General features: G+C 64.5%; 19 protein-coding genes. 8 read left to right on the forward strand and 11 right to left on the reverse strand.

What is annotated here, in order from left to right; all coding sequences use genetic code 11:
- Window positions 1–33 precede the first annotated feature (33 nt).
- Complete coding sequence (locus tag V474_RS22440) at window positions 34–1,245, forward strand: toxic anion resistance protein (RefSeq protein WP_059153455.1); 1,212 nt, start codon at window positions 34–36, stop codon at window positions 1,243–1,245.
- A gap of 6 nt (window positions 1,246–1,251) precedes the next feature.
- Window positions 1,252–1,950 carry a hypothetical protein gene (locus V474_RS22445; RefSeq protein ID WP_059153456.1) on the forward strand — a complete coding sequence of 233 codons (699 nt, stop codon included), beginning with the start codon at window positions 1,252–1,254 and terminating at the stop codon, window positions 1,948–1,950.
- Window positions 1,951–1,975: 25 nt separating this feature from the next.
- Here the strand turns inward: V474_RS22445 and V474_RS22450 are convergent, their stop codons facing one another.
- The gene (locus tag V474_RS22450; protein WP_059153457.1) at window positions 1,976–2,446 is read right to left on the reverse strand and encodes an Lrp/AsnC family transcriptional regulator; all 471 of its coding nucleotides are present in this window, start codon (window positions 2,444–2,446) and stop codon (window positions 1,976–1,978) included.
- Window positions 2,447–2,544: 98 nt separating this feature from the next.
- Between V474_RS22450 and putA the strand changes: the two genes are divergently transcribed.
- Together putA and V474_RS22460 are read left to right on the forward strand one after the other, a co-directional pair.
- Window positions 2,545–6,165, forward strand: coding sequence for a trifunctional transcriptional regulator/proline dehydrogenase/L-glutamate gamma-semialdehyde dehydrogenase (gene putA / locus V474_RS22455; protein WP_059153458.1), 3,621 nt, complete (start codon window positions 2,545–2,547; stop codon window positions 6,163–6,165).
- A 195-nt stretch (window positions 6,166–6,360) separates the two neighbouring features.
- Window positions 6,361–6,897: a riboflavin biosynthesis protein RibD gene (locus V474_RS22460; protein WP_236711400.1), complete on the forward strand. Its 537-nt coding sequence runs from the start codon at window positions 6,361–6,363 to the stop codon at window positions 6,895–6,897.
- A gap of 15 nt (window positions 6,898–6,912) precedes the next feature.
- On the opposite strand, the gene V474_RS22465 is transcribed toward V474_RS22460, so the two are convergent.
- The 6 genes from V474_RS22465 to cobA all read right to left on the reverse strand — a co-directional run bounded on the left by V474_RS22465 (window position 6,913) and on the right by cobA (window position 12,317).
- Window positions 6,913–8,109 carry an MFS transporter gene (locus tag V474_RS22465; protein WP_059153460.1) on the reverse strand — a complete coding sequence of 399 codons (1,197 nt, stop codon included), beginning with the start codon at window positions 8,107–8,109 and terminating at the stop codon, window positions 6,913–6,915.
- A gap of 180 nt (window positions 8,110–8,289) precedes the next feature.
- Entirely contained in the window at window positions 8,290–9,123 is an 834-nt protein-coding gene (locus V474_RS22470) for a phosphoadenylyl-sulfate reductase (RefSeq protein ID WP_059153461.1), read from the reverse strand.
- A gap of 24 nt (window positions 9,124–9,147) precedes the next feature.
- Window positions 9,148–9,594, reverse strand: a complete 447-nt coding sequence (locus V474_RS22475; protein ID WP_059153462.1) for a DUF934 domain-containing protein — start codon at window positions 9,592–9,594, stop codon at window positions 9,148–9,150.
- Window positions 9,587–11,221 carry a nitrite/sulfite reductase gene (locus V474_RS22480; protein WP_059153463.1) on the reverse strand — a complete coding sequence of 545 codons (1,635 nt, stop codon included), beginning with the start codon at window positions 11,219–11,221 and terminating at the stop codon, window positions 9,587–9,589. Before V474_RS22480 ends, V474_RS22475 begins: the two co-directional genes overlap by 8 nt.
- Window positions 11,221–11,517: a DUF2849 domain-containing protein gene (locus V474_RS22485; protein WP_059153464.1), complete on the reverse strand. Its 297-nt coding sequence runs from the start codon at window positions 11,515–11,517 to the stop codon at window positions 11,221–11,223. Before V474_RS22485 ends, V474_RS22480 begins: the two co-directional genes overlap by 1 nt.
- A complete protein-coding gene (gene cobA / locus V474_RS22490) occupies window positions 11,514–12,317 on the reverse strand; it encodes a uroporphyrinogen-III C-methyltransferase (RefSeq protein WP_059153550.1) in 804 nt (267 codons plus the stop codon). Before cobA ends, V474_RS22485 begins: the two co-directional genes overlap by 4 nt.
- Window positions 12,318–12,551: 234 nt before the next feature.
- Between cobA and V474_RS22495 the strand changes: the two genes are divergently transcribed.
- Together V474_RS22495 and V474_RS22500 are read left to right on the forward strand one after the other, a co-directional pair.
- Complete coding sequence (locus tag V474_RS22495; RefSeq protein ID WP_059153465.1) at window positions 12,552–13,256, forward strand: helix-turn-helix domain-containing protein; 705 nt, start codon at window positions 12,552–12,554, stop codon at window positions 13,254–13,256.
- Between the two features lie 325 nt (window positions 13,257–13,581).
- Window positions 13,582–14,499, forward strand: a complete 918-nt coding sequence (locus V474_RS22500; RefSeq protein ID WP_236711401.1) for a GGDEF domain-containing protein — start codon at window positions 13,582–13,584, stop codon at window positions 14,497–14,499.
- 267 nt (window positions 14,500–14,766) lie between these two features.
- On the opposite strand, the gene V474_RS22505 is transcribed toward V474_RS22500, so the two are convergent.
- The 3 genes from V474_RS22505 to V474_RS22515 all read right to left on the reverse strand — a co-directional run bounded on the left by V474_RS22505 (window position 14,767) and on the right by V474_RS22515 (window position 17,955).
- On the reverse strand, window positions 14,767–15,822 hold the full coding sequence (locus V474_RS22505) for a mechanosensitive ion channel family protein (protein WP_059153467.1): 1,056 nt from the start codon (window positions 15,820–15,822) through the stop codon (window positions 14,767–14,769).
- Complete coding sequence (gene metC, locus V474_RS22510; protein ID WP_059153468.1) at window positions 15,819–17,054, reverse strand: cystathionine beta-lyase; 1,236 nt, start codon at window positions 17,052–17,054, stop codon at window positions 15,819–15,821. The genes V474_RS22505 and metC overlap by 4 nt, the downstream gene beginning before the upstream one ends.
- A 73-nt stretch (window positions 17,055–17,127) precedes the next feature.
- Window positions 17,128–17,955 (reverse strand): hypothetical protein, encoded by an 828-nt coding sequence (locus V474_RS22515; protein WP_148649520.1) that lies wholly within the window; start codon window positions 17,953–17,955, stop codon window positions 17,128–17,130.
- A 31-nt stretch (window positions 17,956–17,986) separates the two neighbouring features.
- On the opposite strand from V474_RS22515, the gene V474_RS22520 reads away from it, so the two are divergent.
- Both V474_RS22520 and queF read left to right on the forward strand, forming a co-directional pair.
- Complete coding sequence (locus V474_RS22520; protein WP_148649521.1) at window positions 17,987–18,424, forward strand: hypothetical protein; 438 nt, start codon at window positions 17,987–17,989, stop codon at window positions 18,422–18,424.
- A 104-nt stretch (window positions 18,425–18,528) separates the two neighbouring features.
- A complete protein-coding gene (gene queF, locus V474_RS22525) occupies window positions 18,529–18,996 on the forward strand; it encodes a preQ(1) synthase (RefSeq protein WP_059153471.1) in 468 nt (155 codons plus the stop codon).
- Here the strand turns inward: queF and V474_RS22530 are convergent, their stop codons facing one another.
- Window positions 18,997–19,272: a hypothetical protein gene (locus tag V474_RS22530; RefSeq protein ID WP_059153551.1), complete on the reverse strand. Its 276-nt coding sequence runs from the start codon at window positions 19,270–19,272 to the stop codon at window positions 18,997–18,999.
- Window positions 19,273–19,404 lie beyond the last annotated feature (132 nt).

Consider the following 19,404-nt stretch of genomic DNA (forward strand, 5'->3'; position numbering starts at 1 on the left):
CCGTCCGGGTTTTTCACGAGGATTAGGCTTACAATGGCAACGACCGCCACCGATACTGCAGGCGAACTCAAGCTCACGCCGCCCGATCCGGTGCCGACCGTCCAGCCCGAACGGGCCGCAGGACTGGTCCCGGTGGCCGACGAGGCAAAGTCCAAGTTGCAGGTACGCGTCGAGGAATTCGTCGCGGATCTCGTCTCGCAGGACGCCAGTTCGCCCGAATTCGGCCGCCGGGTCGACCAGCTGACCAGCATGGGCCGCAAGGAAATCGCCGAGGCTTCGGGCCATTCCAACCGCTTCCTCGATCGCCCGGTGCGCGCCATGGGCAAGGATGAAGGCGTAGGCGCCGATCTGGCCGAACTGCGCCGCACGGTGGAGGCGCTCGACCCTAGCCGCCAGGGCAACCTGATGGCGCCGCGCAAGCTGTTCGGGGTGATCCCGTTCGGCAGCAAACTGCGCAACTATTTCGACAGCTACGCCAGCTCGCAAAGCCACATCAGCGCCATCCTCGCCCGCCTTCAGGGCGGCAAGGACGAGCTGCTGATGGACAACGCCGCCATCGACGTGGAGCGGCAGAACCTGTGGGCCGCGCTCGGCAAGCTGGAGCAGATGATCTTCATGTCCCGCGCGCTCGACACCGCGCTGGAAGAAAAGGCGGACGACCTCGACCATAGCGATCCGGCGAAGGCCAAGGCGCTTCGCGAATCCGCATTGTTCTATGTCCGCCAGCGCACGCAGGATCTGCTGACCCAGCTTGCAGTCTCGGTTCAGGGCTATCTCGCGCTCGACCTCGTGAAAAAGAACAACGTCGAACTGGTGAAGGGCGTCGACCGCGCCTCGACCACCACCGTCGGCGCGCTGCGCACCGCCGTGACGGTGGCGCAGGCGATGGCCAACCAGAAGCTGGTGCTGGAACAGATCACCGCGCTCAACACCACCACCGCCAGCATCATCGATGCCACCGGCCAGATGCTCAAGGACAACACCGCGCGCATCCACGAGCAGGCGGCAAACTCGACGATCCCGCTGGAGACGCTCAGCCGCGCCTTCCAGAACATCTACGATACGATGGATTCGATCGACACCTTCAAGCTGAAGGCACTCGATTCGATGAAGCAGACGGTCACGGCGCTCGAAGGCGAAGTCGGCAAATCCAAAGCCTACATCGCCCGCGCACAAGGACAGTCCGAAGGGCTGGCGCAAGGTGACGGCGCAGCGGCCAAGTCGCTGCTGGAGGCTCTGGACTAACCGGCTATGGCACAGGTTCCGGCACGTGTTTCCCAGGATATCGTGCGCGCCGCTCGGCGGCAGCGTTCGATCCGGCTCTACAATGCCCGCAAGGAGCAGTGGCGGCATCGCGGCCGCCGTCTGCGCCGCGCGTTCCTGGCGATGGCGGGCATCTACATCGCCGGGCTGGTGGCGGCATTGGCATTGGGCGGTGTGTCTTTCACGGCAACCCTGCTCACGTTCCTTCTGGGCGCGGCGGTGTTCACCGTGCTGTCGATCTATCCGGCGAGCCCGCGCACGCACGTCGAGGATCTGAACAGTGCCAGCCTGATCGAACTCGCCGGTTCGACCGAGCTGTGGCTGGAAGGCAAGCGCCGCGCGCTGCCCAACGCCGCCGTCGATGCGGTGGACATGATCGGCGTCCGCCTCGAACAACTGGCGCCGCAGCTCGCCGTGCTGGACGAGCGCGGACCCGCCGCACACGAAGTCCGCAAGCTGCTGGCCGAGCACCTGCCCTCAATGGTCGAAAGCTACACCCGCATCCCTGCTGCCCTTCGCAGCAAGACCGGGGCGGGCGGTACCAGTCCGTCGGAGCAACTGGTCGACGGTCTTTCGGTCATTGCCGACCAGATCGAGGCGATGAGCGAGGACCTCTCGCAGGGCGACATCGACGCGCTGGCGACCCGCCGCCGGTTCCTCGAGGTCAAGTATGTGGGCAGTGATTGAGCTGCGGGCCCGCGCCAAGGCACCGTCAACTGCTGGCGTCCTTTACCGTTTCCATCGCCACGAACGTTGAAGTGCTGGCGACATGCGGCAGGCTGGAGATCTTCTCGCCCAGCACCATGCGGTAGCGGCGGATGTCGGCGGTGCGTACCTTGAGCAAGTAGTCAAAGCTACTGGCGATCATGTGGCATTCCTCCACTTCGGGAATGCGGCGTACCGCGCGGTTGAACTCCGTCAGGGCGCTCTCGCGGGTGTCGGACAGCTTGACCTCCGCGAAGGCGACATGATCCAGCCCCAGGCTCACCGGATCGACCACCGCCTTGAAGCCCCGGATCACACCGTTTTCGACCAGCCGCCGCAGCCGGATCTGGCAAGGCGTTTTCGACATGCCGACCGCCTTGGCGAGGTCCGTCACCGTGATCCGTCCATCGGCGCGCAGGACCGCGATGATCTTGCGGTCAAGTTCGTTCAGTTCGACCGTTTCCTTGACCTTGGTCATGCATATTGCCCTGATGGATAGCTCAAATAAGTTGATATGGATATATCGGTGGCAGTGAAAAGGCAGACCGACAAGCGCGAATCGGCTAGATTTTCCCTATGAGCACGTCGCCCGCACCCTTTGCCGCCTTCGCCCCCGCCATCCGTGAACTGTCGCCCTTGCGCCGGACTATCGCGGAGGCTCGCCGGCGGGACGAGGCCGCATGTCTGGCCCCGCTGCTGGATGCGGCAAGCCTGTCCGAGCCAATGCGCGCCGCAGTGCGCCAGACCGCGACCGATCTTGTGACGACCCTGCGCGCCAATCACAAAGGCACCGGGGTGGAAGGGCTGGTGCAGGAATACGCGCTTTCCAGCCAGGAAGGCGTGGCGCTCATGTGTCTGGCCGAAGCGCTGCTGCGCATTCCCGATCACGCCACCCGCGACGCCCTGATCCGGGACAAGGTTTCCGGCGGCGACTGGAGCGGGCACCTGGGCGGCGGCAAGTCTTTGTTCGTCAACGCCGCCACCTGGGGTCTGGTGGTGACCGGAAAACTGGTCGGCTCGGTGGACGACCGGGGCTTGGGAGCGGCGCTCACCCGCCTGATCGCGCGGGCCGGTGAACCGGTGATCCGGCGCGGCGTCGATCTGGCGATGCGGATGATGGGCGAGCAGTTCGTCACCGGCGAAACCATAGCCGAGGCACTCAAGCGCGCGCGCGAACTGGAGGCGAGGGGCTTCCGCTACAGCTACGACATGCTGGGCGAGGCGGCGACCACGGCGGCGGACGCGGCGCGCTATTACGCAGATTACGAAAATGCCATCCATGCCATCGGCAAGGCCTCGGCCGGGCGGGGCATCTATGAAGGGCCGGGCATCTCGATCAAGCTCTCGGCGCTGCACCCGCGCTATGCCCGCGCGCAATGCGAACGGGTCATGGGTGAACTGCTGCCGATGGTGCAGGCGCTGGCGGTGATGGCCAAGGGCTACGACATCGGCTTGAACATCGACGCCGAGGAAGCCGACCGGCTCGAACTCTCGCTCGACCTGCTGGAAAGCCTTGCGCTGGACCCGGCGTTGGCAGGGTGGAACGGGCTTGGTTTCGTGATCCAGGCGTACGGCAAGCGCTGCCCGATGGTGATCGACTGGATTGTCGATCTTGCCCGGCGCGCGGAGCGCCGGATCATGGTCCGGCTCGTCAAGGGCGCCTACTGGGACGCCGAGATCAAGCGCGCTCAGGTCGATGGCCTCGTCGATTTCCCGGTCTACACCCGCAAGGTCCACACCGACGTCGCCTATGTCGCCTGCGCGCAGAAACTGCTGAGCGCCCCCGACGCGGTGTTCCCCCAGTTCGCCACCCACAATGCGCAGACGCTGGCGACGATCTACCAGCTTGCCGGGCCGGACTTTGCCGTGGGCAAGTACGAGTTCCAGTGCCTGCACGGCATGGGCGAACCGCTCTATTCGCAGGTCGTCGGGCCGGATAAGCTGAACCGCCCCTGCCGCATCTACGCACCCGTCGGCACGCACGAGACACTGCTCGCCTACCTTGTGCGGCGACTGCTGGAGAACGGTGCGAATTCCTCCTTCGTCAACCGCATCGCCGACCCGGCGGTACCTGTTGCCGAAATGGTTGCCGATCCGGTCGACGTTGTGCGGGCCATGGTCAATCCCGGTGCGCGGCACGATCTGATTGCGCTCCCTGCTGATCTTTATGCTGGCCGGGCGAACTCTGCCGGCATTGATCTGACAGACGAGATCGCGCTGGACGTGTTGTCAAAAGAACTCGAGGCATCTGCACGAGCAGAATGGCGCGCGCTGCCCGAAGGCGTCGATGGTCTGGGCCTGCCGGTTCGCAATCCCGCCGACCACGGCGACATCGTCGGCACCGTGATCGAGGTGGCGCCTGACGACGCCGCAGCCGCCGTAGCCCGCTCCGCTGCCAGCGCATGGCCGCTTGTGCCGGTTGCGGATCGTGCCGCGGTCCTCTCCCGCGCAGCCGATATCATGCAGGACCGTATGGGCGCGCTCATGGGCCTGGCTATCCGCGAAGCAGGGAAATCCGCCGCCAACGCCATTTCGGAGGTGCGCGAGGCGATCGACTTCCTGCGTTATTACGCCCGCCAGGCCGAAGACACCTTTGGGCCTGAGCAGGCGCCGCTGGGGCCGGTGGTCTGCATCAGCCCGTGGAACTTCCCGCTGGCGATCTTCGCCGGGCAGGTCGTCGCCGCGCTGGTCGCTGGTAACCCGGTGCTGGCCAAGCCTGCGGAGGAAACCCCCCTTATCGCGGCTGAAGCGGTGCGCATCCTCCACGAGGCGGGGGTGCCGCGCGACGCGCTGCAACTGATGCCCGGGGCAGGCGAACTGGGCGCAGCACTCGTCGGCGCGCCGCAAGTTGCCGCCGTGATGTTCACCGGTTCGACCGAGGTGGCGCGCCTGATCCAGCGCCAACTTGCCGGGCGGCTTTCGCGCGAAGGTCGTCCGATCCCGCTGGTCGCCGAAACCGGCGGCCAGAACGCGATGATCGTCGATAGCTCGGCGCTGGCCGAACAGGTGGTGGCGGACGTCATCGCCTCGGCCTTCGACAGCGCGGGCCAGCGCTGTTCGGCGCTGCGGGTGCTGTGCCTTCAGGAAGATGTCGCCGACCGCACGCTGACGATGCTCAAGGGCGCGCTTGGGCAATTGCGCGTGGGCAATCCGGATCGTCTCGCCATCGACATCGGCCCGGTCATCAGCGCCGAGGCGCAGGCCAATATCGAGCGCCACATCACCGCCATGCGCGCCAAGGGCTGCAAGGTGGAACAGGTCGCACTGGGCGGAGAGGCCGCATCGGGCACGTTCGTTGCCCCGACCATCATCGAGATCGGCAGCATCGACCAGCTGGAACACGAGGTTTTCGGACCCGTCCTGCACGTCGTGCGCTTTCGCCGCGACGATCTGGCCAAGCTCATCGAAGCCATCAATGCCACCGGCTACGGCCTGACGTTCGGCCTGCATACGCGCCTCGACGAGACGGTCGCGCGGGTGACCTCGCAGGTCCGCGCGGGCAATCTTTACGTCAACCGCAACACCATTGGCGCCATCGTCGGCGTCCAGCCTTTCGGTGGGCGCGGGCTATCGGGCACAGGTCCCAAGGCGGGCGGGCCGCTCTATCTTGGGCGTCTGACCCAGGTGCCGCCGGCCGTGCTGCCTGGCGCCGCAGCGGCGTCGGCGCTGCTCTCCGATTTTGCGCAGTGGCTGGAAGCGCATGGCGAACACGCCGCCGCGGAGGCTGCCCTTGCACTGGGCGTGTGCTCGGCGCTTGGCATGGTGAGGGAGCTTCCTGGTCCGGTGGGTGAGCGCAACCTCTATGCGCTCCATCCACGGGGTCGGATCCTGCTGCGCCCGGCGACCCGAGAGGGGCTGTTCGGCCAGATCGCGGCGGTGCTGGCGACGGGCAATCGCGGCGCGGTGGAGGGCATGGAATTGCCCCGCGGGCTGCCGGCCGACATCGCCGCCCGGTTCGCTGCCGACCCGGTCGAACCTTTCGCGGCATGTCTCGCCGAGGGCGATGCAGCTGCGGTGCGCGGTGCCTGCGAATCGGTTGCCGCACTGGCAGGGCCGATCGTGCCAGTCCACCTGTGGGAGCACGGAAACCCTGTTCAGGGCTTCGGGCCCGGCGGCGCCTGGCTGCTGGAAGAGGTCTCGACCTCGATCAACACAACCGCTGCGGGGGGAAATGCCAGCCTGATGATGATCGGCTGACAAGTCTCTGGCGCAATTGCGAAAAACGCCTTGCGTCCGGGCATATTCCGGGTCGCGTCGCCGCAAATGCGGCCCCTTCCGGCGGATTGGATGCAACTCGTGGTCATTTTTACTGTTGCTTCATTGCTGCTTCACTGCGTTTCATTACCGTAATGCGGGGAGGGCACGGCAGGCTGGAGTTGTAGGATGGGCAGAATGATCATCGACGCCGCCACCAGCCTCGACGGCTTTTGGGCCGATGCACGCGGCCGCAGTGTCATGCGTGCCAGCGACTTGCACGGTTCGGGGCTATCGGGCCGTCTGGGCGATGTATGCGGGGCAGTGGTGATGAGCCGCCGCTCGTTCGACCTCTCCGGCGACCCCAGCTGGATTGGAGAGGCCTATGCGGCGCAGACCCCTGTTTTCGTGGTCACCGACACCCCGATAGCCAGCGTTCCGGCCAATGGACCGCCGGGGTTACGTTTTCTCGGTAGCTACGCGGATGCTTTCGCCGCAGCCAGGCAAGCCGCAGACGACCGCGCGGTTCTGGTGGTGGGCGAGGCCAGCGCCCTGAAGGCCGCCATGCGAACCGGGGAGGCGGATGAGATCTGGCTGCGCATGACTGCCCGAACCCTGGGGCGCGGCTCCGCGCTGTTCGAGGATGGTATACCGGTGGAGAACTACTTCGTTTCCGAAATGGAGACGACGTCCGACGCCGTCCACATGCATCTGGAAAAGCGTATCGGCGCCTAAACTTGTCCTTGCCACTTAGGCGGGCGCGGCGTGCAATGTCTCGCGCCTGTGGAGGGAGATCGTCACCAGGAAGATCGCGAGGCCGCCCAGCGCCAGCCCCGATCCGATCCACCCGGTCGAAGTCAGGCCGTAGCCGGCGCTGATCGCAAGCCCGCCAAGCCACGGACCCAGCGCATTGGCCATGTTGAAGGCGCTGTGGTGCGCCGCAGCCGCCAATGCCTGCGCGTCTCCGGCCACGTCCATGAGGCGCGTCTGGAGGATCGTGCCGAGGCCGCCGCCGAAGCCGATCAGCAGCACCACCAGGCTCAGCGTCCAGATATTGCCCGCCAGAAGCGAAAACAGCGCCAGCGACACCGCGCTGAACAGCAGCGCCGCAATAGCGGCCTTGGTCTGTGCCCGGTCGGCGACCCAGGCCCAGAACAGGTTGCCCACCGTCATGCCGACGCCGAAGACCGCCAGCACTGCCGGGACAAGGCGTTCGGACACGCCGGTAACCTCGATCATGGTCGAGGCGACATAAGTGTAGACGCAAAAGAGGCCGCCGAAGCCGATGGCGCCGGTCAACAGCGTCAGCAGTACCTGGGGACGACGCAGCGCGCCCAGTTCACGCAGCGGGCTCGCCGACGCGTCGGCATGCTGGACGGGCGCATAGAGGGCGACGAGTGCCATCGTGATGACCGCGAGCACCGAAACCACCGCGAAACCGCTACGCCAACCCAGTTCCTGCCCGAGGAAGTTCGCTACCGGCACGCCGATGATCGTCGCCACGGTCAGCCCAGACATGACCATCGCTACCGACTGCGCACGCTTGTTGGCAGGCACCATCGAGGCGGCAACGAGCGCGGCAATACCGAAATAGGCGCCGTGGGGTAGGCCGCTGATGAAGCGGCATATCAGCAGAAGTGGATAGCTTGCGGCCATCGCCGAAATACCGTTGCCGATGGCGAAGATCGCCATAAGGGCGATCAGCAGCTTGCGGCGCTCGATCTTGGCGGCCAGCACGGCGATGACTGGCGCACCGACCACCACGCCCAGCGCATAGGCGCTGATCGCATGGCCCGCTTCGGGTTCGCTCAGGCCCAGATCGCGAGCAAAAAAGGGAACAAGGCTCATCGCCGCGAATTCGGTGGTGCCGATAGCGAAGGCACCCATCGCCAGCGCCAATGTGACAAGGGCAGGGTGCACGGGTTTGGTCTGTGAGTGATTGGTCATGTTGCAGCGCAAAATAGGGCTATATCCCCGTTTACGCTACCCATCGCGAAAGCTTGTGGCCCTTGCGTTTTTCGCATCGCAAAAATCGATTTGGGCAATCGCGCTGCTTGCGCGCCGTCTGGCGTGGCCCCGTCTCTCCCGCCCTCATGAGGGCAGGGCGAGACCGGGGCGTCGCCAATTTCAGAACACCGGGTCGAAGCCGGGGGGCAGTTCGCCCGAGCCTGCGCCGCCCGCGCCGTCTTCCTGGCCGGGGACGTGAATTCCGCATTCAGTCTTGTCCCAACCCTTCCAGCGGCCGGAACGCGGGTCCTCGCCGGCTGCAACCTTGCTGGTGCAGGGCATGCAGCCGATCGAGGGATAGCCTTCCGCCACCAGCGGGTGCGCGGGCAGATCATGTTCTTCAATATAAGCGGCGAGGCGCTCTGGCGCCCAGTCGATCAGGGGGTTGATCTTCAGGCGGCCCTGGGTGTCAGTCGTATCGATTTCAAAGCGCGGCAGGCTCGAACGGGTCGCCGCCTGGAACGACTTGCGGCCCGAGAACGAGGCATCGAAGCCGGCGAGGGCCTTGGCCAGCGGTTTGACCTTGCGGATCTCGCAGCAGCCGTCGGGGTCCCATGACCAGCGCAGGCCGTTCTCGTCCTTCTTGGCGATTTCCCCTTCGTCCGGCACGAGATTACGCAAGTCACGCAGGCCAAGCCGCGCGATCAGAAGGTCGCGGTAGGCCAGTGTCTCGGGAAAGTGCTTGCCCGTCTCCAGGAACAGCACCGGCACGGCTGGGTCCACTTGCGCGATAAGATGCAGCAGTACCGCGCTTTCCGCACCGAAGCTGGAGACTATCGCCATTTCGCCCGCCATACGTTCCTTGATCAGCGTCTCAAGCATCTCGCTCGTGTCGCTGCCACGGAACAGGCGGTTCAGGCGCACCGCGTCCGCCTCAGCGAAACGGGGGGTGGTGTCGATACGGTCGCGCGCCCTGATATCGGCGCGGCCGTTCTTAGCTTCGGTACGGAGCATTGGGTTATCCCTTCTGCCGGGCTCTCAAGCGGGGTGACGCTTCGCCCAGATCGCCTGGCGGCCGTCCACGACAGTCGCCTGGTAGACATTGTCCCAGCGGGCGAAGGCATTCTTCGCATCGTCAGGGTTGAGCGCCTTATCGGGCGCGAAGGCGTCGAAGCCACAGCGCTGGAGGTGGCCGAGCATGTCGATCACCACGTCGCCAACAGCACGCATTTCCCCGGTGTATCCGGCTTCGCGCAGGAGCCGGGCGGAGGAATAGCCGCGCCCGTCGGTCCAGGCCGGGAAGTTCACTTCGATCAGAGCCAGACGGTCCAGCTGTGGCAACAGGGCGCGGGCGTCATCGCCCGGCTCGATGCGCACGGCGGTGGCGTTTGTCTGCGCGAAATCTTCGGCAACGAAGGCATCCACGGTGACGGCGGCATCGTTGACGGCTTCGTCGTCACGGAAGCGGAACTGGACTTCAACCATAGATGGCCTCCTTGAACGGATCCATGCCGATACGGCGATAGGTGTCGAGAAAGCGCTCCTCGCCCTGCTTGTTGGCGAGGTAGACCTGGGTGGCCTTTTCGACCGCATCGACCACGCCGTCCTCGTCGAAGCCAGGACCGGTGATCTTGGCGAGCGACGTGTCCGCGCCCTCGCTGCCACCAAAGGAAAGCTGGTAGTTTTCGACGCCCTTCTTGTCGACGCCCAGAATGCCGATATGGCCGGCATGGTGGTGGCCGCAGGCGTTGATGCAGCCCGAGATCTTGAGCTTCAGTTCGCCGATCTCGGCCTGCTTTTCGGCGCTGCCGAAACGCTGCGAAATCTTCTGCGCAAGCGGGATCGAGCGGGCATTGGCAAGGCTGCAATAGTCGAGGCCGGGGCAGGCGATGATGTCGCCCACGGTGTCGATGTTGGCGGTGCCGATGCCGGCTTCGTCCAGCGCTTTCCAGACGGTGTAGAGGTCAGCCTTCTTCACGTGCGGCAGGACGATGTTCTGCGAGTGGGTGACGCGCAGTTCGTCGAACGAATAGTCGCGGCCCAGGTCCGCCATCAGGCGGATCTGGTCGGCGGTGGCGTCACCGGGGATGCCGCCGACCGGCTTGAGGCTGATCGTGGCGATGATGTAGCCGGCCTGCTTGTGCGCGGTGGTGTTGCGCTCAACCCAGAGGCGGAAGTCGGGATCGGACAGGTCCAGATCGTCGGCCGCGCCGGTTTCGAAGGCGGGGTTGGCGAAGTGCGCCATGATGCGTTCCAACTCGGCCATCGGCGGCTCGATCGGCTGGGTCAGCAGGTGGGCGAACTCTTCCTCGACCTGGCGCACGTATTCGTCGCGGCCCAGTTCGTGGACGAGGATCTTGATGCGTGCCTTGTACTTGTTGTCGCGGCGGCCGTAGCGGTTGTAGACGCGCAGGCATGCCTCGGCGAACGTGATGAGCTGGTCCAGCGGCACGAAGTCGCGGATCATCGGTGCGATCATCGGGGTGCGGCCCATGCCGCCGCCTGCGTAGAACTGGGCGCCGATCTCGCCTGCGTCATTGCGGATCATCTTGATGCCGATGTCATGCAGACGCATCGCCGCGCGGTCCTTTTCGGACGCGATGACGCAAATCTTGAACTTGCGAGGCAGAACCAGGAATTCCGGGTGGAAGCTGGACCACTGGCGCAGCATTTCCGCGTAAGGGCGCGGGTCGATCACTTCGTCGGCGGCGGCGCCGGCGAACTGGTCGGAACTGATGTTGCGGATGCAGTTGCCGCTGGTCTGGATGGCATGCATTTCCACCGTGGCGAGCTCGGCCAGAATGTCGGGCGTCTCATCCAGCTTGATCCAGTTGTACTGGATGTTCTGGCGGGTGGTGAAGTGGCCATAGCCGCGGTCATACTTGTCGGCGATGTCGCCCAGCAGGCGCATCTGCACCGAGTTGAGCGTGCCGTAGGGCACCGCGACGCGGAGCATGTAGGCGTGGAGCTGAAGGTACAGGCCGTTCTGCAGGCGCAGCGGCTTGAACTGGTCCTCGGTCAGTTCGCCCGAAATGCGGCGGCGGACCTGGTCGCGGAATTCGGCGACGCGCGTGTCGACCATCTGCTGGTCGTATTCGTCATATTTGTACATCAGATCACCCAGTTCACGGCTTGGGGGTCGGAGGGCTTTAGCGTCAGGTCGAGCCGCACGGTGGGGCCAAGTGCCCGGATGCGCTCCTTGATGTGGCCGGGCCGCACGCCCGTTTCGTCCTTCACGCCGTCCACCACGTAAGCGGCGAAGACGTTCTGGACGCCTTCCTCACGCGCGATGATCGCGGCGCCGCCATCGGCCACGTCGGCACTGTCGTTCACATCGAGCGACCAGCCTACGCCGGTCCACCAGATGACGGCGCCGGACTTCAGGTCGTTGCCCGTCAGGATTTTCACTGTACTGCCTCCAGCGCGAGTGCGCGAATGGTGTTGTCCGCTTCCGCGGTCACGTGCCCGATAACGATAAGCGCCGGGCTTTGCACCCTCTCGCTTTCGACAAGGTCGGCAAGACCCGCCAGCGGCCCGCGCAGCACGCGCATGTCGTCGCGTGTGGCCTTCTCAACCACGGCGACGGGCACATCTGGAGCAAGGCCGTCGGCCATCAGCTTGTCCGAGATGTCGCCAGCGGTGGCGACGCCCATGAAAATTACCAGAGTGCGCCCCTTGCCGGCAAGACCCGACCAGTCCTGATCCGAGAGGCCCTTGCACTGGCCGGCCACGAAGCTGACGATCGAGGCATGGTCGCGGTGGGTCAGCGGGATCTGCGCTGCGGCGGCAGCGCCAAGAGCGGAAGTGATACCGGGCACCACTTCCACCGGCACCCCGGCGGCCTTGCAGGCTTCAGCTTCTTCGCCGCCGCGCCCAAAGATGAAAGGGTCGCCCCCCTTGAGCCGCACGACGTCGTGACCGGCGAGAGCCTCACTCACAAGGAGAGCGTTGATCTCTTCCTGCCTCATGGTGTGGCGCGAACGGCTCTTGGCGACTGAGACGAGGCGGGCCCCAGGACGGGCCATTGCCATGATCGAGGGATCGACGAGTCCGTCATGCACGACCAGTCCAGCATTCAGCAGCAGCCGGGCGGCGCGCAGCGTCAGCAGGTCAGGATCGCCCGGGCCTGCGCCGACGAGCCAGACTTTGCCAATTGGGCCCTTGCGCTCATTCGAGGCGCGGCCGCCGGAGTCGGAATTCGATACCATGTCGGGGCAGATGGCGATCATTCCCGCGCTGCGCCAGCCAGAATGACTTTCGCACGGCTAAGTGCAACTTTATGGCCGCTGCGTTACCTAACCTAACGGCATCGCTGAAAGGTAAAATGACCGCAAAGGCAAAAAAGGGCGTTTTTCTGCGACTCGGGAGCTTCATTAAGCTGTGTGCTAACCAAATCTTAACCGCACCAGTGGACATTTGTACAACCTAGGGAGGCGGTACGAATGCCGATTGCGGCCCATTTTGAAATAAACACGGCCAGAGACGGCTATCTCGGCGCAGAATCGGAGGGGCAACCTCGTCCCGAGCGGCGCAGGCTGCTTCTGACGACGCAAGGCGCGCTCGAATCGGGCATCGAAACGCCTGTGACGATTCACAACTTTTCCGAAGGCGGCGTTCTGCTCGAAAGCCGGGTCGCCTTGGAGATCGGCGAGTCGATCGAGCTGGAGCTTCCCGAGGCGCCTCAGGCGCGCGCCCGGGTGATCTGGTCAAGCGGGCCACTTTACGGCTGCGCGTTCGATGCGCCGATTCCCGCCGCAACGCTTAGCGCGGCAAAGCTGCGCAGCGCCGTGCAGGGCGAACTGGGCGTGGCGCCGCCGCCTTCTCCCGCCGGGCCTTCGGCCATAGGGGGTGAAAGCCTGGGGGAACGGCTGCACCGTCTGCGCAAGCTGCGCGGCCTTACGCAGGGTGAACTCGCCAACCGGCTCGGCGTCAGCAAGCCGACCGTCTGGGCTTGGGAGCAGGGGCGGGCCCGCCCAATCGAGGATCGCATCGAGGCGATCGCTGAAGCGCTTGGCGTGGAGAGCGCGGATTTGCGCCCAAGTCGTACCGTACCAGGCCTGTCAGACCTCATATCGCGGTGCCGCGAGCAAATTGCCGCTGCCGTGGAGACGACCCCGGACAAGGTCCGCATCATGATCGAGCTTTGATCGGCTGAGCCTGATTTGACCTGCGTTCCTGACCCAAGTCCCCGTTAACCTCGATTCGACGGCCGCCTTTGAATTTGCATATTCACGCCATCCTTAATCGATGGTAAACATCTTGATAAGAAAAGATAAAGCATAATTCAGTTAACTAACAGAACTAATTGCGCTTCATTTAAGATGTTGAATTCGAAATTCGTTTGAAAATTGTGATCTTGATCTGTTTGTTGAAAGACAGTCGGACGGACTCGCAATCTGGTGCTGGCCAATACAGCCAGAAACTTCATCGAATCGTAGTGGGCACGGCATTCGGGACGCAGTCGGCATGGGCATGAATTTCACTTTTCAGGAAAGCTCCGTCCTCTACGGCATGCTGGCCGAGAGTTCGACCGACGTGATCCTCAAGACCGATCCCAAAGGCTTCATTGTTCACGCGACCTCTGCGATCGCCGACCTTGGAATTCGGGTCCCCGGCAGCGAGGCCGGGCGCGAGGCAAATGCGCTGGTGGGGCCGCACCTGCTCGACCTGGTAGCGCCTGAAGCCAAGCAGCAGGTAGCCCGGGCCCATGCCCGCGCCATGGCAGGTGAGGACATCGACTGGATCGAATTCCCCGCCCTGGGTAATGACGAGCGCCGACGCTGGTTCGAGATCCGCCTGCGCGCGCTGCTGCGTCATGACGGCGCGCCTTATGGGGTGCTGGGCGTCATGCGTAATGTCGACGAACTGCGCTCGCTGAGCGAACGGTTGTTCACAGCGACATACACCGATCCGCTGACGGGGTTGACCAATCGCACCGCCTTCATCTCGATGCTCGAGCACATGATGGAGGCCGGCATCGACGGTTGCCTGGCGCTTTTCAGCATCGATTTCTTCCGCACCATCAACATGCAGTACGGGCAGAGCGTTGGCGACGAAGTGCTGACCGTCTTCTCCGACCTCCTTCGCGAGATGCTGCGTACCGAGGACATCATCTCTCGCATCGGGTCCGAGCGCTTTGCGGTGATCCTGCCGCGCGTCACTGCGGCCGAGGCTGAAGGCATCTGCCGCCGGGTGGTGACGACACTGGCCGAACTGAAGCAGAAGGTGGGCACCAGTCACTTCGCAATGACCGCCAGCGCCAGCGTCGCGAGGATTGGTACCAGCCTCGATTCCACCATAGAGCGCGCCGAGATGGCGCTGTTCGTGGCCAAGGCCAAGGGGCGCAACCGGCTGGAAATGGAAAAGCCTGTACGCCTCGCGGTAGGGTGACGCGCGTAGCTCTCTCGTGTCCCGTTAAGTAAGTAGGGCCCGCTGTCGTCCTATCTTTCCAAGGGAACATTGAGGACAATGGGCAATTCTTCATTTATCGAATAAATGGAGAGCGAAAATGGGTAAGGGAATTCTCTTGTGGCTTATCGGCATTCCCATTCCAGTGATCCTTCTGCTCTGGCTGTTTTTCCGATGAGCTTCATCGCAGCTTGGCAGCTACCCTGACCGCAGGATGATATGATCGGCGAGGGCACAAGGCCCATCAGCTTACGCCTGATCGTATCCGTCCGCTTTTCCGCGCAGCGCTTTTATCAAATCGCGCATGGCCTCGGTATCGCGCAGATTCACGTCGCGCTGGGGATAGGGTACGCGGATACCGTTCTCGCGCATGAGACGCCACAGGGTCTTGAGAACGTCGGACCGCACATTGCCTACGCCCTCTTCGGGATCGGTGATCCAGACATGGATCACGAAAGCCACACCGTTCTCGCCAAAACTGTCCAGCCACACAGTTGGCGGGGGTGCCACGAGCACGCGTTTTACAGAGCGTGCTGCCTCCAGCATCAGTTCCTCGGCACGCTCGATATCTGCGGCGTAAGGAATAACCACCGGCACCTGGATACGCACGTTACGGCTGGAATAGGACCAGTTCTCTACCTGATTGATCATCAGGTTTTCGTTGGGAATCAGATATTCCTTCTGGTCTCTCGTGGTAAGCGAAACAGCGCGGATACCGATACGGCGGATCTGGCCGAAAGTGTACTGTCCGCCCTGGTCGGCGATGGCGATCACATCCCCCGGCTTGATAGACTTGTCCATCAGCAGGATAATGCCCGCGATCAGGTTACCGAAGGTCTTTTGCAGACCGAAGCCGATGGCGAGGCCGAAGGCTCCGGAGAAAACCGTGAGCGCGGTAAGGTCTATACCCAGCACGTCGATACCGACGAGGATCGCCAGGCCCCAGATGAACAGGCTGACCATTTTTTCGGTCAGCAGCCGCTGCGTAAGATCAAGACTGCTGGCGCGCGAAATGATGCGGCTCGACAGGCGGCTGGCGGCCCAGGCAGCCGAGATCAGCAGGGCCAGCACGGCCAGCACGACGAACAGGTCCCATACAGAGAAGCGCGTTGCGCCCACCTGCACAGCCAGCTTGTCTAGCGTGTTGACCACATCGCCAATGGCGTCGCTGCGCGAGGCGACGGCGTCCTTGATGCCGTCGGCGCCGGACATCGGCTGGGGCGGTATCACTACCGCCGTAGCCGAGGGCGAAGGCGTTGCAGTCGCGGCGCGGGTAGCCGTGGCGAGGGGGCCCGGGGTGGTCATCCTTCTCGCCAGGCGGCGAGCGCCTGTTCGAGGTCGGCGATAAGGTCGCCCGCATCTTCCAGCCCGATGGCCAGGCGCACGCCGTGGCTGTCGCCGGCTTCATGCGGATGCGGCGGCCAGGCCATGCGGCTGCGGCAGGCGGAGGGGTCGATCGGCACCACCAGGCTCTCGAACCCGCCCCAGGAATAGCCGATTCCGAAAAGGGTGAGGGCATCGACGAAGCGGTTGCGCGCGGCTGCGGTACCGCCCTTGAACGTGAAGCTGAAAAGCCCGCAGCCGCCGGAAAAATCACGGCTCCAGATGTCGTGTCCCGGCGCGCCGGGGAGCATCGGGCACAGCACTTGCGCCACTTCCGGCCTTTCGTTTAGCCATCGCGCAATGGCCAGCGCGCTGTCAGCTTCGTGGCGCAAGCGCAAGTGCAGCGTGCGCAGGCCGCGTAGGGTCAGTGCGGCATCGTCAGGTGAAACGACGGTGCCCAGCTGCTGTGCGCGTTGGCGCAGCTTCGCGTAGAGTTCCGGCCCGGCGCTCGCGCTGCCCATCATCACGTCGGAATGACCGCCGACATGCTTGGTGAGGGCCATCAGCGTAATATCGATCCCGCGTTCCAGCGCTGGAAAGCCCAGCGGCCCTGCCCAGGTATTGTCGAGCACCGAGACAGCCCCTTTTTCTCGGGCGATCCGGGCGAGTTCGGGCAAGTCGCACATCTCCATGGAGAGGCTGCCCGGCGCTTCCAGCAGCACGGCGCGGGTGCGCTTGCAGAAAAGGCGCTCGTAGGCGGCGATGTCCAGCGGGTCGAAGAAGCGTGGCTCGATGCCGAAATCAGTTAGCAGGCCGGTGCCGGTAGCGCGGGTGGGGTCATAGGCATTGTCGCTGATCAGAACGATGTCGCCCGGCCGAAGCAGGGTCAGCATGACCCCGGCGATGGCGGCAAGGCCAGAAGGGTAGAGCACGGTGCCCGCCGCTCCAGGCTCGATCGCGGTCAGCGCATCGGCCAGTGCCCACTGTGTGGGAGCGCCGCGCCGGCCATAGAAGAAGCGGCCATCCTCGTTCGTGCGGGGGCCTTGTGCAAGCGCGGCGGTATCCGCGTAGAGATGCGTGCTGGCGCGCCAGACGGGCGGGTTCACCACCGGCCCGGTCCATTCGCTGCGCCGTCCGGCACCGACGATCCGGGTCGCGGGGGCCTGCGGCAGTTTGGAAAGCTCGTGGAGGCGCTTGCTGGTGTCCAATGTCATCTCCGTGTGTCACTGGGTAGACTCCTAGGACATTTTGACGAGCCTGGGAATCGCCCGATATTCCGGGAGGTTGTCAGCCGGCGGCTTGGTGCTGGTCGCTGCGCTGTAGCGGGTAGGGCCGTGCAGCCTCGACTTCGCGGGCGGCGAGTTCGCGATGCTCGCGCGGGCCGGTGTCCAGGCGCAGCGGGGAAAGACCCGCTCCGCCGCCCTCGATCCCTACCGTGTAGACGCGGCGCAGTGCGATAGCATCGTTGACGATAGACAGGCGCACCAGCGGTATGAAGAACGAGGCGGCGGCCTGTTGCAAGGGGCGGATGGCGTTGAGCGGCAACTGTACTTCGCCGGTCAGCGTCACGCTTTCGCCGGCGGCGATGCGCGGCACGGACTTGAGGGCGGTCAGGACTTCCACAGGCGGCGCAAGCTGCTCTTCGGGCGACATAGAGCCGTGGGCTCCGATCATGTCTCCCAGGAGCTGGCCGGCCGGCAGGTCGATCGCGGCGGCTATCTCAATCCGGTAGTGGAGCGTTGCGTAGACCAGCGAAAGGCGAAGGCTCACAGGCTCGAAGGCGACTTCTATCCCCGCCGGTTCGCCGGCCGGCGCAAGGGGAGGTGGCGCGAACGCGGGCTGCGGCGCGGTCTTCGCCGGTGCAGCAGCGATTTCGGGTGCCGGAGCCGGAGACGGAGCAATAGCAACGGGTGAAGGGGCGACCTGTTCGGGTTCCTCCCATTCTTGGGCGTCAGGCTGTGCACGGCCACGGCGCAGGAGGAAACCGAGTACGCCCAGAACCAAGAGGGCCAAAGGCGCGGACCACCACCAGAAAGGCCAGCTTTCCTGCATAGCCACTGGCGCTGCAGCCGGCGTTTCCTCAGCCGCGGTGGGCTCGGCGGTCGGAGCGGCCACGCGGGGCGCCGGCGTGGCGGAGGTTGTAGGCGTGACAAGCGGCGTATCGGCGGTAGCCGCTGCCTGCGGTGTGGGCTGCGCCCTCGGCTCTGCGGAAGGCGCAGCGGCGCTGGGGGCCGGGCGAGGGCGCGTTGAAGGCTGCGCAGTGGGCGCGGGCGTGACGCGAACGGCAGGCGCGGCGGGCGGGGTGATCGTGGGAACGGCGGTCGGTGCCGGTTGCGGCTGGCTGGCCCGTTCGCCCGGCCGCACTACGGGATTCGCGCCGTCGACCGGACCCTGCTCACGCGAAGCCGTGGGCGCCGCCGTCGGCTCGGGCAAACTCCAGGTACTGGCCGATTGCGCGAGCGCAGGAGATAGGACAGGCGATACCGTGAATACGGTCGCGGAAAGCGCGGCTGCCGTAGCCGCGCGCGAAATGGTTCTGCTGTTGCCCCTCATGACCCTGCTACCGTCGCCCAATTCGCTGTGAACCGCGTGTTAATGCCCATGCTCACACGCGGCCAGCCGTTGCAAGCCTCGGTCAGTCACACTGTGCGCTTGTCTTGTCGATAGCTTGGCGGCATGGCTTCACAAATGAGCGATACAACGTCCCCCTCCATGCCGATGCATCTCGGCCAGCAGAGTACACTGCCCGCCTCGCCAGAACAGGCAGTGCTGGATTATGTGCCAAATCCACGCGCCGGCAGTTTATATCTTGTGCGTTTTGCCGCGCCCGAGTTCACATCGCTATGCCCGGTGACCGGCCAGCCCGACTTCGCCCACCTAGTGCTCGATTATGCGCCGGGTGAAACTATCGTCGAATCCAAGAGCCTCAAACTGTTCCTCGGCTCGTTTCGCAACCATTGCGGCTTCCATGAAGACGTGACGGTAGGTATCGGCCAACGGTTGGTCGACGAGATGAAGCCCAGGTGGCTGCGCATCGGCGGCTACTGGTACCCGCGGGGCGGCATCCCGATCGACGTCTTCTGGCAGTCGAGTGCGCCGCCTGAGGGGCTTTGGGTGCCGGACCAGGGCGTTCAGAGCTATCGCGGCCGGGGCTGATTAAAAGCCCGCGTCGGCAAATCTGGCGCCATTTACACGCGTAAGGTCGATCACGCCGCTGCCAATGGAAGCCATTTGGCGATTGCTCAAGCACTGAGCATAGACGGTGGGCGCTTCGGCGCGGCGAGCAGCGTCAGTATCGAGCGCTGCGTCGATTCCGGCGGCGCATCGCTCGCGCGATTGAAAAGTTTGTGCCGGAGCGGCGGAAATCCGCTCGCAGGCGGTGCCGTCGTCCGAACACGCGAACAGGGCGAGGGCGAAGAGGGTTGCGCTCATGGTGAGTTCTCCTTCCTTGCATAGGGAACGGACGCGGGCGCCCATGTATCCCGGCGCGGCCCGAAATATTTCCCTTTGACCGGGGGTTCTTGCGGGCCGAAGGCGATAACGGACTGGAACCGCACGGCCTGC

It is taken from the genome of Novosphingobium barchaimii LL02, from assembly GCF_001046635.1.
Taxonomy (GTDB): domain Bacteria; phylum Pseudomonadota; class Alphaproteobacteria; order Sphingomonadales; family Sphingomonadaceae; genus Novosphingobium; species Novosphingobium barchaimii.

Bases quoted from the DNA above. Each gene is read 5' to 3' on its own strand.
- V474_RS22440 (WP_059153455.1), top strand. From the start codon at position 34: ATGGCAACGACCGCCACCGATACTGCAGGCGAACTCAAGCTCACGCCG.
- V474_RS22495 (WP_059153465.1), top strand. From the start codon at position 12,552: ATGCCGATTGCGGCCCATTTTGAAATAAACACGGCCAGAGACGGCTAT.
- putA (WP_059153458.1), top strand. From the start codon at position 2,545: ATGAGCACGTCGCCCGCACCCTTTGCCGCCTTCGCCCCCGCCATCCGT.
- queF (WP_059153471.1), top strand. From the start codon at position 18,529: ATGAGCGATACAACGTCCCCCTCCATGCCGATGCATCTCGGCCAGCAG.
- V474_RS22505 (WP_059153467.1), bottom strand. From the start codon at position 15,822: ATGACCACCCCGGGCCCCCTCGCCACGGCTACCCGCGCCGCGACTGCA.
- V474_RS22480 (WP_059153463.1), bottom strand. From the start codon at position 11,221: ATGTACAAATATGACGAATACGACCAGCAGATGGTCGACACGCGCGTC.
- V474_RS22500 (WP_236711401.1), top strand. From the start codon at position 13,582: ATGAATTTCACTTTTCAGGAAAGCTCCGTCCTCTACGGCATGCTGGCC.
- V474_RS22475 (WP_059153462.1), bottom strand. From the start codon at position 9,594: ATGGTTGAAGTCCAGTTCCGCTTCCGTGACGACGAAGCCGTCAACGAT.
- V474_RS22530 (WP_059153551.1), bottom strand. From the start codon at position 19,272: ATGAGCGCAACCCTCTTCGCCCTCGCCCTGTTCGCGTGTTCGGACGAC.
- V474_RS22460 (WP_236711400.1), top strand. From the start codon at position 6,361: ATGATCATCGACGCCGCCACCAGCCTCGACGGCTTTTGGGCCGATGCA.
- V474_RS22470 (WP_059153461.1), bottom strand. From the start codon at position 9,123: ATGCTCCGTACCGAAGCTAAGAACGGCCGCGCCGATATCAGGGCGCGC.
- cobA (WP_059153550.1), bottom strand. From the start codon at position 12,317: ATGGTATCGAATTCCGACTCCGGCGGCCGCGCCTCGAATGAGCGCAAG.
- V474_RS22465 (WP_059153460.1), bottom strand. From the start codon at position 8,109: ATGACCAATCACTCACAGACCAAACCCGTGCACCCTGCCCTTGTCACA.
- V474_RS22445 (WP_059153456.1), top strand. From the start codon at position 1,252: ATGGCACAGGTTCCGGCACGTGTTTCCCAGGATATCGTGCGCGCCGCT.
- metC (WP_059153468.1), bottom strand. From the start codon at position 17,054: ATGACATTGGACACCAGCAAGCGCCTCCACGAGCTTTCCAAACTGCCG.
- V474_RS22450 (WP_059153457.1), bottom strand. From the start codon at position 2,446: ATGACCAAGGTCAAGGAAACGGTCGAACTGAACGAACTTGACCGCAAG.